Here is a 13,182-nt window from a genome sequence, read left to right as displayed (position 1 = left end):
GCCGCAGGCGAGGTCGTTCCAGATGATGACCATGGCGATGCAGCGGGCCAGACCGACGATGATCAGGCCGGTGCGGTACTCGGACAGGTCCGGCAGGAAGATCCAGGCGAGGGCGAACATCACCGCCGGGCCGACGAGCCAGTTGACGACCAGTGAGGAGATCATCAGCTTGCGGTCGCCGGTGACCGCGTCCAGCCGGTCGTAGCGGACCTTGGCCAGGACCGGGTACATCATGATCAGCAGGCCGATGGCGATCGGCAGGGAGATGCCGCCGATCTCCACCTTCGCCAGGGCGTCGTTCAGTCCCGGAACGGCGCGGCCCAGGCCGAGGCCGACGGCCATGGCGAGCAGGATCCATACGGCGAGGAAGCGGTCGAGGGTCGACATCTTCGCGGCGATCGACGTTTCCACGCCGGGGGTCGCGGGTGCTTCGGTGCGGGTCACGGACAGGCTCTCTTGTTCTCGGCGGCGTTGCGGGCGGACTCGGCCAGGTCGGCGAACCGGCCGGCGAGCGAGGCGAGGACGTCCGGGCGCAGCTTGTAGTACGTGTACCGGCCGCACGGCTCCGTCTCGACGACCCCGGCCTCGCGCAGCACCCTCAGGTGGTTGGAGAGGTTGGTCTGCTTCGCGCCGGTCTCCTCCACCAGGTGGGTGGTGCACAGCGTCTCTTGGGCCAGCAAAGTCACGATGCGGAGCCTGAGCGGGTCGGCCAGCACCCGGATCAGGTCAGTGTCGACTGACGTCAGCATGCACTGATACTTTCATGTCAGCGGTGGCTGACGTCACCGGGTGCTGATGTCATTCGCGCCTGATGTCATATGAGACAAGAAAGACCTCCGATGTCCCAGAAGCCCTCCGTCCTGTTCGTCTGTGTCCACAACGCGGGCCGCTCCCAGATGGCCGCCGCGTGGCTGACCCATCTGGCCGGGGACCGCGTCGAGGTCCGCTCGGCCGGCTCCGACCCGGGCGACCAGGTCAATCCCGCCGCCGTGGAGGCCATGCGCGAGGTCGGCATCGACATCTCCGCCGAGACCCCGAAGGTCCTCACCGTCGACGCGGTCCGCGCATCCGACGTCTGCATCACCATGGGCTGCGGCGACACCTGCCCCGTCTTCCCCGGCAAGCGCTACCTGGACTGGAAGCTCGAGGATCCGGCCGGCCAGGGCGTCGAAGCCGTCCGCCCGATCCGCGACGAGATCAAGAGCCTGGTCGAGGGCCTGATCGCCGAGATCGCCCCGGCGAAGCCGGAAGCGACGGCGTGAGCGGGACACGCGACGCCGTCGTCATCGGCTCCGACCCCGCCGGACACACCGCCGTCCTCTGCTGTGCGACATCCCGTGAGTTCTCCTGAGACCCGCTGAGTGCCCGAGGCCGTGCCCAGGGGCTTCTTCCTCCTTCGTGTGCTCTACCAAGGTGTGACATACCTTCTGGATCCTTGAAGTGTTCTCAGTGCGTGCGACTGATCCGCGGTCTGGTCGAGGACGAGGAGGCGAATCGGAGAGGTTCGAGGCCGATGTGCCGGCCGGCCGGGCTTGCGGCGGTGGATCCGGCGTCCTCGGGCCGGCGGGTGTACAGCAGCACCATGTGCCCGGAGCCGGCGAGTTGGCGGACAGTCGCCCGGCCGATCGCGCGGTTGGCTTCCGTGACCAGCGAGATCGGCGCAGCGGCGTTCATCGTGGCCCCTCCGACATCCCGTTCAGCCCATGGTCTTGGCGCCGTCCAGGGACTCGCGAATGATGTCGGCGTGCCCGGCGTGCTGCGCGGTCTCGGCGATGATGTGCAGCAGCACCTGACGGGCCGACCAACGTACGCCGGACTCGAACCACGGCGCCTTCGGCAGCGGCTGGGTCGCGTCCAGGTCGGGCAGGGCGGCGATCAGCTCGTCGGTCCGGTGGGCCACCGCCGTGTACTCAGCCAGCACGCCGGCCAGTGTCTCGCCGGGCAGCAACCGGAACTCGTCGGCCCGCTCGGCGAAGTCGGCCTCGGCCATGGCGGTGAAGTCGGGCATGGCCGACGGGCCGTCCAGGATGAAGTCCACCCAGATCCGCTCCATCGCGGCGACGTGCTTGACCAGGCCGCCCAGGCACAGTGCGCTGACGGTGGTTCGCAGCCCGGCCTGCTCGTCGGTGAGGTCACGGGTGGTGAAGCGCAGGAAGTGCCGGTGCTTGCTCAGCGTCCGCAGCAGGTCGGCGCGCTCGCCGGTGAGGGTCGCCGACTCGCTCGGGCTCAGGGTCTCGGTCATGATCTCCACCTTCGGTTGGTCCCGTGTTCCTCGGTCAACAACGACGGTAGGAGCCATAGCGGACAGTTTCCGTCCTGAATTCCGGGAGAATCGGGGGCATGGCGAACACCAGCACCCGGACGCTACGACTGCTGTCCCTCCTGCAGACTCATCGCTACTGGCCAGGCACCGAACTGGCCGACCGGCTCGGTGTCTCGGTCCGCACTCTGCGCCGGGACGTCGACCGGCTGCGCGAGCTCGGCTACCCGGTGGAGGCGCAGCGCGGCGTCGACGGCGGCTACCAGCTCGCCGCGGGCGCCGCGCTGCCGCCACTGGTGATCGACGACGATGAGGCGGTCGCCCTGGCCGTCGGGTTGCACGCCGCCGCGGAGGGCGCGGTGGAGGGCATCGCCGAGTCCTCGGTCCGGGTGCTGGCCAAGGTGGTGCAGGTGATGCCCACCCGGCTGCGCCGCCGGGTCGAGGCGCTGCGCGCGATGACCGTACCCGCCGGCTGGGGCAGCCCGGCCCGGGCGGACGTCGACCCGGGCGTGCTCACCACACTCGCACTGACCTGCCGGGACAGCGAACAGCTGCGCTTCGGCTACACCGCCGCCAACGGCCGCCGCACCGACCGGCAGGTCGAGCCGCACCGGTTGGTCTGCCTCGAGCGCCGCTGGTATCTGGTCGCGTACGACCTCACCCGGCACGACTGGCGCAGCTTCCGGGTCGACCGGCTCACTGCGCCGGAGGGCACCGGCGCTCCGTTCCGCCCGCGCACCCTGCCTACCGCCGACGCCGCCGAGTTCGTCCGCGCCGGGATCGGCAACCTGCCCCGCCCGTACCGGGTGACGGCCCTGGTGTATGCCCCGGCCGCGACCGTATTGGAACGGGTCGGACGGTGGAGCACGGTCGAGGAGGTGGACGCCGAACACTGCCGGGTCCGCATGACCACCGACTCCCTGGACTGGCCGGCCCTGGCCCTGGGCGCTATCGGCGCCGAGTTCCGCGTGCTCGAACCGGCCGAACTGGTCGACCAACTCCGCGACTGGGCAGCCCGGTTCGACCGGGCGGTACGGGGCTGACGGTTCAACCGCTGAGATGCTCCTGCTGCCAGCGACGGGCGCGCGGGCGATCTCGTCGCCGGTGTGCTTGAGGAACTGGGCCGCGCCAAGCTCCTCGAGCCCTCCACGGCAACACCGTGAATCCGAGGCGGACTCACGGGTCGATCCCCACGGAGCGCAGCATCCGACCCGCGGGTTCCCGCTGGAGCGTCTTCAGTTTCCTCGAACCCGCGGGTGTCACGGGGGCCGAGGAACATCGGAACGCAAACCGGTGCCAAGGGTCTGTCGGCCCTGGTGGGCGGCAGGCGGGGCGGCGGTGGCGGGGGAGGTCTGAAGTCCTCCCACAGACAACACCCCAATGTCTGCGGTTGCGGGTGAGTGCGTCACTGACCGGCTGCGGGTCGAATCGGCGTCCGCGCTCCCACTCCGTACGCGACGGCGCCCCGTCGTACGCCGCGTACTTCGCGGCCTGCTCATCCGTCAGAAAATCGACCGGCGCCCCGAGCCTCCAGACAGTCAGTGATCGACACGACTGCCGAAGGCTCCGCCCCACTCGCATCCGAAGGTCGTGCTCGCGGCCCTGGCGTGCGCACATGGGAGAAGCCCCGCCGCTGCTGCAGCAGGGGCGGGGCTTCTCGTGGAGCGCCGGGCAGGCCTTGCACCTGCATTTCCCCGCAGGAAGCGGGGCGTCTTTCCTTAGACGACCAACGCACAGGAGACGGCCCCATCGGGACGGAGCGCGTCTTCAAGATCGACTATAGCCCGGATCCGCCGGCGGCGCACACCAGGACCGGCCACCCGCACCGCCACCCGGCCCGGGCACCGGCCCCGGCCGTGGAGCCGAGGCACGGGCAGAGTCCCTTCGCGCACCGCCCCGGCAGGTCAACGCGTTGCGGTGGCTCCGGCCGGGCCTGAGCCACCGGCACCCGGATCGCTGCGGCACGGCCCGGAAATCCCGACGAGGACGATCAGCGTTCCGGCCGCAGTCGGAGCCGACCGTGAGGCCGGTGACGGTGGGTGAGGCAGGCCAGAGCTCCGACGGTGATCGGGCCGACCAGGACCAGCGGCAGGATGGGCAGGGCGAGCGGACCGGGCCGCACCGTCCGCGGCCGAACGGGCGGATGCTGCACCTGTCTGGAACCTGTCCGGAAGCGGGGCGTCACCATGAGGGGGTGATCTCGACGAACGGCAGTGAGCGCACCGCGGCCATCAGCCTGACCAAGGTGCGGGAGAGGGCGCCCGATCTGGTCGGCCTGTACGAGGCGGCGGGTGCCAGTGTGCGCCGGCATGGGCTGGCGGGTGTGCGGGCCGCGGTGTATCTCGTGCTGGACCGCTCCGGGTCGATGCGGCCTTATTACCGGGACGGCACCATGCAGCACCTGGCCGAGCAGGTGTTGTCGCTGTCGGCCCACCTCGATGACGACGGGACCGTTCCGGTGGTGTTCTTCTCCACCGACGTGGACGGGTCCACCGACCTGGCGCTCGGCGGGCACCGCGGCCGGATCAACAAGCTGCACGAGCATCTCGGTCACATGGGGCGCACCAATTACCACTGGGCCATGGACGCGGTCATCGACCACTACGTGGAATCCGGCAGCCGCTGCCCCGCCCTGGTCGTCTTCCAGACCGACGGCGGCCCCACCAGCAGGTTCGCTGCCGAACGCTACCTGTGCAAGGCCGCTCGCCTCCCTTTGTTCTGGCAGTTCATCGGCTTCGGCGACCCCGACGACGACGAGTTCGCGTTCCTGCGCAGGCTGGACACCCTCGCCGTCCCGGCCCGCCGCGTCGTCGACAACGCGGGCTTCTTCCCCGCCGGCCGCACCCCGCAAGCCGTCCCGGACCACCACCTCTTCGACCGGCTGCTGCAGGAGTTCCCCGACTGGCTGACCGCCGCCCGCACCGTCGGCATCGTGCGGTGAAACCTCCGGGGTCGCGATGAGCCGGAGGGTGAGGAGGCCGTCCCCTTTCCTCGGGTTCTCCTCGGGGGGTGGCCTCGAGTTCATCGCCCGGCAACGGCCGTCGCCGCTGAAGAGGCTTGATCACGAAGGGTGGCGCTGCGCTGACTCGTTGTCAGTGGCCCCTGCCATCATGAGCGGCGATGCGGGGAGTTGCCACGAGGGGGAGGCGTGTATGCCTTGGGTTCGGTCGTATGTGCGTTCTGACGGGACACCGGTGCGCGGACATGCGCGGTGGGCTCCGGGTGCCCGACGGGAAATGATGGTCTTCGGTGCCGTGGCGTTGGTCGTGGTCGCGTTGGGCGGCGGGAATGTCTCCGCGTCGGGCAAGGGGGTCCCGCGGCCGCAGTCGGCGGTGCAGTACCCGATCCGGTTCGACGACGTCCCCCCTGCTCGGGTGCAGAAGCCGCAGCCCACGGTGTCGTATCCGATCCGGTGGGAGCGGTGACCCGCCGGCGGCCACCGGCGCGGCGGCGTACGCGACGGCCCGGGAGGAAACAGCAGGGGGATGCCCGGCTGATCGCCTTCCTGGTGGCGGTGACTGCTGCCGTCGGCCTGGTGGTGATGGTGGTCAACTGGCTGTTGGCGCATTGGTGGGTGCTCGTCGTGCTCCTGCTGCTCGCCGTGCTCGTGGGCGTCGGCCGGCTCTACAACCGGCAGCAGCGGGCGCGGTGGGAGGCCGTGCGGGCGCAGGGTCTGCGTTACGGGCTGCCTCAGCTGGACGCGCTGCACCACACCCGGTTCGAGGACGCGGTGCGGGACCTGATGCACCGGGACGGCTGCCGGGACGCTCAGCGGGTCGGCGGACGAGGTGACCTGGGCGCGGACGTGAAGGCCACGGACCCGTTCGGACGGCGCTGGGTGATCCAGTGCAAGCACCGCCGCAACGGGATCAGGGGGGCGGCGGTGGGTACGCCGGATCTGCAGGTCCTCAACGGAACGGCTCGGCAGGTGCACGGGGCGGACGTCGCAGTGATCGTGACGAACGGCCGGGTGACCGGCCCGGCCGTGACCTTCGCCGAGGAGCAGCGGCTCCATGTCGTGGACCGGCAGACCCTGGCCGTGTGGGCGGCGGGCTCGCGTCCGCTGTGGGAGTTGCTGCGGGCGGTGCCGCCCCCGCGCCGCCCGACGTCCTTGAACTGAAAGTGCGGCCCGTGCTCGGGGAGGCCCGGCAGATCTGCCGGGCCTCCCCGAGCGTGCAGGTCGTCCTCCACGCTCTCTGCCCCGCCGTCACCGTACGGGCAGGTACGAGGCTCCCTGGTGAAGGACGTTACTGCTTGCCCTGCCCGTGCCGGCCGATGGCGGGTGGGTCCGGCCGGCTACGAGCTGACGGTGTCCGAGCCGTGCGGACCGAAACGGTCGGCCACCGAGAGGCCTCACCGAGAGGCCGGTGCGGGACACCACCGCACCGGCCTCTCGGACAGTCCCGGCGAGCGCGCCACCGGCCCGTCCCGGTGGTGGGCGAGGCCCGGCTCAGGGGCGTGGCTCCACGGATGCCGGACGAGGCGCGTGCACGCCTCCCGCACCACACACCAGACGTCCCGCGATGCCACACGAGGCCGCCGCCTTGCGTGCTCCGGCAAAGCAATCCGCGCTGCTCAGCTGCCCGTTGACCCGCCGGTCGGCGGCGTCCGCATCCTTTGACGCGCATCCGGGTCACACCCCTTTCTCGACACCCGGGCGAGGTCTGGCGAGCGCCGATCCTGCACGGCCGGGTCCCTCCGGTGCCGACGGCCGGTTCCGGAGCGCATGCCTTGCCGAAAGCGCATGCCTTGCCCGATGGCTGACCTAGAGGGCTATAGTGCTAGGCAACTAGATAAATGGAGGAACCGGTGATTGAGTTCCACCTGAACAGCCGGTCCGGCCTGCCCCCCTACCAGCAGTTGGTCCAGCAGGTGCGGCACGCCCTGCGCCTGGGCCTGCTGAAGGAGGGCGACCGGCTGCCCACGGTCAAGGACGTGGCCAAGCAGATGGCGGTCAACCCGAACACGGTGCTCAAGGCGTACCGCGAGCTGGAGCACGACGGCCTGGTGGCCGCCCGCCCCGGCGTCGGGACGTTCGTGACCCGGACGCTGGCCGACGCCACGCTGGCCGCGCACGGACCGCTCCGCAAGGACCTGCAGCGGTGGCTGACCAAGGCCCGCCTGGCCGGGCTCGACGACGAGAGCATCGAGGCGCTGTTCATGAGCACGTTCCGTGACGCCGCCGGAGAGGACGTGGCGTGAGCGCCGTCCTGCGAGCCCGGGGTCTGGGCAAGAGGTACAAGCAGCGCTGGGCGCTGCAGAGCTGCGACCTGGACGTCCCCGCCGGCCGGGTGGTCGGCCTGGTCGGCCCCAACGGCGCCGGCAAGTCGACCCTGTTGAACCTGGCCTCCGGCATGCTGACCCCGACGGCCGGCACCATCGAGGTGTGCGGTGGCCGTCCTGCCGCGGGTGTGGAACAGCTGGCCAAGGTCGGCTTCGTCGCCCAGGACACCCCGGTCTACTCCGCGCTGAGCGTCGCCGACCACCTCGACTTGGGCAAACGCCTCAACCCGAACTGGGACGACGCCGTGGCGCGCGACCGGATCCGTCGCCTCGGTCTGGACCCGAAGCAGCGGGCGGGCAAGCTGTCCGGCGGCCAGCGCGCACAGCTCGCTCTCACCCTGGGCATCGCCAAGCGCCCGGAACTGCTCATCCTCGACGAGCCGGTCGCGGCCCTGGACCCGCTCGCCCGACGGGAGTTCATGCAGGACCTGATGGAGGCCGTCGCCGAGCACGAGCTGAGCGTCGTGCTCTCCTCCCACCTGGTCTCCGACGTGGAGCGGACCTGCGACTACGTCATCGTCCTGGTCGACTCCCACGTGCAGGTGGCCGGCGACATCGACGACCTGGTCGCCTGCCACCACCGGCTCACCGGACCGCGCCGGGACCCGGACACGCTCCCGGCCGGTCAGCACGTCCTCACCGCCAGCCACACCGACCGGCAGACCACTCTGCTGGTGCGCACCGACACCGCAGTCCACGATCCGACCTGGACCGTCGGTCCGCTCGGTCTGGAAGACATCGTCCTCGCCTACATGACCCGGCCCGCCGATGCGGTGCGTGACACCCGGCCCGCGCTGGAGGTACTCCGATGTTCTGGCTGACCTGGCGCCAGTTCCGCACCCAGGCCGCCGTGATGTTCGCCGCGGTTGCCGCCTTCGCCGCCACCCTGGCGGCCACCGGCCCGCAGCTGGCCGACCTCTACCGGACGGCCGGCAGCAGCCTGGTGGACCAGGTCTCCAGTCCGGACCAGACCCTCTACTACACCGGACTGTTGATCGTGCTCGCCGTGCCGGCGGTCATCGGGATGTTCTGGGGCGCGCCGCTGATCTCCCGTGAACTGGAGACCGGCACCCACTACCTCGCGTGGAACCAGGGCGTCACCCGCACGCGCTGGCTGGCGACCAAGCTGGGGCTCGGCGCGGCGGCCTCCATGACCGCTGCCGGACTGACCAGCCTCGCGGTGAGCTGGTGGAGCAGCCCCATCGACCGGGCCGTCAACGGCGGTGGCGCGACGGACACGTACTTCCCGCGGCTCGACCCCGTGGCCTTCGCCGCACGGGGTGTCGTCCCCGTGGCCCACGCCGCCTTCGCCTTCGTCCTGGGCGTCGCCCTCGGCCTGGTCATCCGCCGCACCCTGCCCGCGATGGCCACCACGTTCGCCCTGTACGCCGCCGTCCAGATCTCCGCGCCGTTGTGGATCCGGCCCCACCTGGCCGCCCCGGACCGGACCACCGTGCCGATCGAGCCCGGCGGCGCCCCCATCAGCATCCAGGAGGGCGCCAGGCAGATCGTCGCGCATCCCGAAGTGCCCGGTGCCTGGGAAACCTCCCAGCAGACCCTGAACGCCGCCGGTCAGCCGGCCTCCGTGCCGGCGTCCTTCGCCGACTGCCTGCACACCGAGGCGGGCCCGCCCACCCTGCAGCAGTTCGAAGGCTGCCTCGCCGACCTCGGCGCCCTGGGCTACCAGCAGCAGGTGACGTACCAGCCCGCCGGCAACTTCTGGGCCCTTCAATGGGCCGAGACCGGGATCTACCTCGGCCTCGCCCTGGCCCTGACCGGGTTCTGCGCCTGGTGGATCCGCCGCCGAGTGACCTGACGGACGCCGGTCCCCCTACGGGAGCAACCGCGAGGGGCAGCCGGGTCCCGGCTGCCCCGACGGCCCCCGAGGCCGGTACGGGCACCGGGCCGTCGGCACGGGACTCACCCCGGCCGACTGGTTGAGCAGGGCGATCCAGCGGCACCGGGACGAGATCCGGGCGGCGTACGGGTTCCGGACGAACACCGAGGGGGCCAGGACCGGCTGGCCGCGTGGTCGACCACCGAGCTGAAGACGGACGAGGAGGCGATGCCGCTGCGGGTCGCGGAGGCGGCCCCGTCCCAGCAAAGGCCGACCGATCTCACCGGAGGTCGACCGTGGTTCCCGGGTTCCCGGCCGACGGGTGCGCCCGGAGAGGGCGGCGTCAGAACGGGGGCTCGGTCGAGAAGGTCCCCGTCCAGACGGGCACGACCGGCTCGGAGGTGCGCTGCTGGAGGAGTGCCACGGCGTCCTCGACCCGGCCGAGGTCGATGAGGTGGCCTGCCAGAGAGGCGCGGTGGGCGGGGGCATGTGGTTCCAGGACGGCGACGGCCTCCTCGGTCCGACCGGCCTCGGCGAGAAGGTCGGAGAGGGTGCAGGCCGCGTACGCGGTGTCGCCCTCGGGGTGCGCCCGCGCCTGCTCGAGTGCTTCATCGAGCAGGCCGCAGTCGGCCATGAGCCGAAGCCGCATCCTGAAGAAATCCCACTCCTCCTCGCCGCCGCGGCGCGCCTTGACGGTGTCGAGGCAGGCCAGACCGTCCCGGGCGCGGCCGTGGTCGGCGTACAGGGTGCACAGCGTGTCGACGGACCAGTCCTCCGCGCCGCCGGGTGAGTCCACGAGCGTGCGCATCACCTCGATGGCCTCGTCCCCCCGGCCGTGCCGGACCAGGAGCCGCGCCAGGTCCGCCGCACCGTGATGCCGGCGGACCGGTGAGTCGTCCATCTGCCGGTACACGGCGATCGCGCCTTCCACATCACCGCGCTCCTCCAGCACCTCGGCCAGGCGTCGCGCGGCGTGACCGAGGTGCTCGGACGCCGCGTACCCGCGCAGTTCCTCGATCCGGTCGTGTCTCGCCAGCAGGTCGGCCAGCTGGTCGTGGTTGTTGACGGAGGTGATGTGCTGCCGGGTGTGCAGCAGGGCGATCGCTTCGTCGACGCGGCCCTGACGTTCACGGATCGCGGCCACCAGGCCGATCGCCGTGTCGGGGTCGAGGCCGCGGCAGCACCACGGACCGTCGCACCGGTGCCGGGCCGGGATCCGGGCGGCCAGCAGCTCAGCCATGTCCTCGTCCCGGCCTGCTCCCTCGGCGACCTCCACCAGAGCAGTGGCGAGGAGCCAGTCCTCGATTCCGGCACTCAGCAACACGATCGCCTCGTCCTGGTGTCCGTGCCGGGCCAGCAGCCGCGCGAAGAACTCCAGCGGGAGCCCTCCGACCTCCGCGTACGGCCGGGCCAGCGCGATCGCCTCCTCTGCCCGCCCCCAGCTCTCCAGCAGTTCCGCCTGGGCTCGGGCGGCCGGCCACCAGCCCGTGGCGACGTACGGAGCGAGCACCTCCAACGCCTCGGCCCGCCGCCCTCGCTCACCGAGCAGCCGTGTCCACTCACGCGCGCAGAACCATTCCCCACGGCCGGCCTGGAACTCCACTTCCTTCTCATGGCCGAGTTCAAGAAGCCGGGAGACCAGGAGCGGAGGAATGCAGCCGGACAAGGTCCGGGCCCGATAGTCAAGATCAGCAGCGTCCACGGCAGCGCACCCTAGCCACCGCCCCCGACATCGGCTTGCAGCCTCCCGGCGGGGAGGGTCAAGGCCCTGGACGGCGATGACCCATGTGAGGGTCCACCGCCTCATCCGCCGCCTCATCCGCCGCCTCACCGGCGCGAGCACTCCCCCCTGGCGCGAAGCGGACCAGGCTGGTCAGCGGGCCGTGGGTGCGCCGGCCCAGGGCCTCTTCACCACCCGGTCCTGGACCCGGGCGCCACGCACGGGCGAGGGGTTCGCCTACGCCTACATCGGCCGCGTACGGCGGCACCGGCCCTGAACCCGAGTCGGCCCGCCCCGGAGGACTGCGCCGAGCGGTGCCGCACCGCCCGCCGCACCGGCCGGAGCGCGGACCGATCTTGCTGGGGTTCGCTCCCCGCCGGTTTCGGCGAGGACCCTGTCGGCGTTGCGGGACCTCGATGCGGCACGGACGACGGTCTTGCGCCGGGGCGGATCCGAAAGCCGTCTTCCCGATCCGGTTCGTTGCGCAGGGGCACTCCGCCTTCCCGATCCGCCGGACAGGGCGACCACCCCTTGGCTACAGTCGATCCGCTGCGATGGAGCGCCGGGGGGAGTGCCCGGCCTCCGCGGCTGCGCACGAGTCCGGGGGGACCACTTGAAGATCGAGCTCGGAGACGCGGTCGCTGCTGTGCGCGACAGCCTCATGGAGGCCGCCCGGCGCGGCGAGGGGCAGGACGTCACCTTCGACGTCGGCCCGATCGAGTTGGAGTTCCTCGTCGAAATCCGCCATGAGGCGCGCGGCAAGGCCGGTGTCCGTGCCTGGGTCGTCACCGCGGACGCGGAGGGTTCCGCGGCGCGCAGCCGCAGCCACCGGGTGATGGTGACCCTCACACCGCGGCGCGGCGACGGCCCGGTGAGAATCGTCGCGCAGGGGCGGGACACGGCGGCCGACGCGGCCCCGGACGACGACTCCCCTGCCCGGCGGGCCCGATGACGAGGCACGTCCCCCTGCCGTCGCGGCGGGACCGGTACTGATCGGGGGCGTCCGGTGAGCGGTAACCGCGTCGTGCGGGTGGCATGGGCGGACAAGTGGGCGGCCGGGTACGAGATCGCGCCCCGTCTGGTACTGACGGCCGCACACGTCGTGGGCGGCGTCGGCTCGCCGGTCGGCGTCTCCCGAGCCGGGACAGCCGTCGACCACCCCGGGCTCGTCGTGTGGCGGGGGATGCCGGAAGGAAGTGCCGGGAACGACAGGTCCCACAAGGACGCCGCGCTGGTGCACGTCTCCTCGGAAAGCTGGGAGCCCGCCGGGCCGGCCCGGGTGCTGTGGGGGCGGATCGCCGGGGACAGCGCGTCCGTTCCGTGGCGCGCCACCGGTTTCCCTCATTCCGAGCAGCGCTCCCGGGAGTCGGAGCAGGCGGAGGGCAGGATCAGTCCGCTCAGCGGTCTGATCGGGGGCGTGTACGTGCTGGACTGCACGACCTACCGCGGCCGGGGGACCGAGGACTCCGCCTGGCGGGGGATGTCGGGGGCGGCCGTGCTGTGCGACGACTTCGTGGTGGGCGTCGTCGTCACGGACGTGCCCGACCGCATCCCGGCACGGCTGGAGGCGGAACCGGCCGTCGTCCTGCTGGACGACGAGACGTTCCTCGCCGCCCTCGACAGGTACGAGGCTCGTGGTCCGCACGTCCCGCAGCCCGTCGAGTACGCCGCTCTCGCCGACCCCGACCACCACACGGTGGTGCGCCGCCCTCCGCGCTCGGCCGTGGAGTTGCTTCATCCGGCACGCGCGGTCGTGCCCTTCCACGGCCGGGAGGAGGAACTGCGCGCGCTGACCGCGTGGACGGAGCGGGCCGACAGCGAGGTCGCGGTGGTGCACGCCCCCGGCGGCCGGGGCAAGACCCGGCTCGTGGTGGAACTCGCCCGCCGCCTCCAGCCGCGGTGGTCCGTCGTGTGGCTACGGCCCGGTGCGGCGCCGGGACCCCGTACCTGCGCGCCCGGTCTGCCCCTGCTGGTGGTGGTCGACGGCGCCGACGGCCGCATCGAGGAGACACGTGCCGTCCTGGAGTTCACCGCGGCTGGAGGCGGCGGGCGAGTTCCACCACGAGCCGGGTCTTGCCCCGG

The 13,182-nt window shown here is 71.7% G+C and carries 13 protein-coding genes and 2 pseudogenes; 10 read left to right on the top strand and 5 right to left on the bottom strand.

The features are described from left to right. Together B7L92_RS08240 and B7L92_RS08235 are read right to left on the bottom strand one after the other, a co-directional pair. Window positions 1-444: pseudogene (locus B7L92_RS08240) on the bottom strand (arsenic resistance protein); the annotation flags it as partial. Then, window positions 441-749: an ArsR/SmtB family transcription factor gene (locus B7L92_RS08235; RefSeq protein WP_081236793.1), complete on the bottom strand. Its 309-nt coding sequence runs from the start codon at window positions 747-749 to the stop codon at window positions 441-443. The pseudogene B7L92_RS08240 and the gene B7L92_RS08235, both read right to left, overlap by 4 nt. Window positions 750-839: 90 nt before the next feature. Between B7L92_RS08235 and B7L92_RS08230 the strand changes: the two genes are divergently transcribed. Beyond that, window positions 840-1,262, top strand: coding sequence for an arsenate reductase ArsC (locus tag B7L92_RS08230; protein WP_081236792.1), 423 nt, complete (start codon window positions 840-842; stop codon window positions 1,260-1,262). Window positions 1,263-1,446: 184 nt separating this feature from the next. Here B7L92_RS08230 and B7L92_RS08225 read toward each other — a convergent pair whose 3' ends face one another. After that, a complete protein-coding gene (locus tag B7L92_RS08225) occupies window positions 1,447-1,674 on the bottom strand; it encodes a hypothetical protein (RefSeq protein ID WP_081236791.1) in 228 nt (75 codons plus the stop codon). A 22-nt stretch (window positions 1,675-1,696) separates the two neighbouring features. Continuing rightward, window positions 1,697-2,242 (bottom strand): DinB family protein, encoded by a 546-nt coding sequence (locus B7L92_RS08220; RefSeq protein ID WP_081236795.1) that lies wholly within the window; start codon window positions 2,240-2,242, stop codon window positions 1,697-1,699. Window positions 2,243-2,340: 98 nt separating this feature from the next. Between B7L92_RS08220 and B7L92_RS08215 the strand changes: the two genes are divergently transcribed. The 6 genes from B7L92_RS08215 (at window position 2,341) to B7L92_RS08185 (ending at window position 9,359) form a co-directional block, all read left to right on the top strand. Continuing rightward, window positions 2,341-3,303, top strand: a complete 963-nt coding sequence (locus tag B7L92_RS08215) for a helix-turn-helix transcriptional regulator (RefSeq protein WP_081236790.1) — start codon at window positions 2,341-2,343, stop codon at window positions 3,301-3,303. A gap of 1,151 nt (window positions 3,304-4,454) precedes the next feature. After that, window positions 4,455-5,201, top strand: a complete 747-nt coding sequence (locus B7L92_RS08210; RefSeq protein WP_081236789.1) for a vWA domain-containing protein — start codon at window positions 4,455-4,457, stop codon at window positions 5,199-5,201. 480 nt (window positions 5,202-5,681) lie between these two features. Beyond that, window positions 5,682-6,380: a restriction endonuclease gene (locus B7L92_RS08200; RefSeq protein ID WP_081236788.1), complete on the top strand. Its 699-nt coding sequence runs from the start codon at window positions 5,682-5,684 to the stop codon at window positions 6,378-6,380. 677 nt (window positions 6,381-7,057) lie between these two features. After that, entirely contained in the window at window positions 7,058-7,462 is a 405-nt protein-coding gene (locus tag B7L92_RS08195; protein WP_016828654.1) for a GntR family transcriptional regulator, read from the top strand. Further along, window positions 7,459-8,364, top strand: a complete 906-nt coding sequence (locus B7L92_RS08190) for an ABC transporter ATP-binding protein (RefSeq protein ID WP_081236787.1) — start codon at window positions 7,459-7,461, stop codon at window positions 8,362-8,364. The genes B7L92_RS08195 and B7L92_RS08190 overlap by 4 nt, the downstream gene beginning before the upstream one ends. Next, window positions 8,352-9,359 carry an ABC-2 membrane transporter-related protein gene (locus tag B7L92_RS08185; protein ID WP_081236786.1) on the top strand — a complete coding sequence of 336 codons (1,008 nt, stop codon included), beginning with the start codon at window positions 8,352-8,354 and terminating at the stop codon, window positions 9,357-9,359. The genes B7L92_RS08190 and B7L92_RS08185 overlap by 13 nt, the downstream gene beginning before the upstream one ends. 364 nt (window positions 9,360-9,723) lie before the next feature. On the opposite strand, the gene B7L92_RS08180 is transcribed toward B7L92_RS08185, so the two are convergent. Then, window positions 9,724-10,983: a tetratricopeptide repeat protein gene (locus B7L92_RS08180; RefSeq protein ID WP_255310810.1), complete on the bottom strand. Its 1,260-nt coding sequence runs from the start codon at window positions 10,981-10,983 to the stop codon at window positions 9,724-9,726. A gap of 175 nt (window positions 10,984-11,158) precedes the next feature. Between B7L92_RS08180 and B7L92_RS08175 the strand changes: the two genes are divergently transcribed. From B7L92_RS08175 to B7L92_RS08165, 3 genes and pseudogenes are all read left to right on the top strand, one after another. Next, window positions 11,159-11,377, top strand: a complete 219-nt coding sequence (locus B7L92_RS08175; protein ID WP_081236784.1) for a hypothetical protein — start codon at window positions 11,159-11,161, stop codon at window positions 11,375-11,377. A 336-nt stretch (window positions 11,378-11,713) separates the two neighbouring features. Then, window positions 11,714-12,052, top strand: coding sequence for a trypco2 family protein (locus B7L92_RS08170; protein ID WP_081236783.1), 339 nt, complete (start codon window positions 11,714-11,716; stop codon window positions 12,050-12,052). Window positions 12,053-12,106: 54 nt separating this feature from the next. After that, a pseudogene (locus B7L92_RS08165) lies at window positions 12,107-13,182 on the top strand (hypothetical protein); the annotation flags it as partial.

This window comes from Streptomyces viridosporus, from assembly GCF_002078235.1.
Lineage (GTDB): Bacteria > Actinomycetota > Actinomycetes > Streptomycetales > Streptomycetaceae > Streptomyces > Streptomyces viridosporus.
This window is presented reverse-complemented; position numbering and strand designations above follow the sequence as displayed.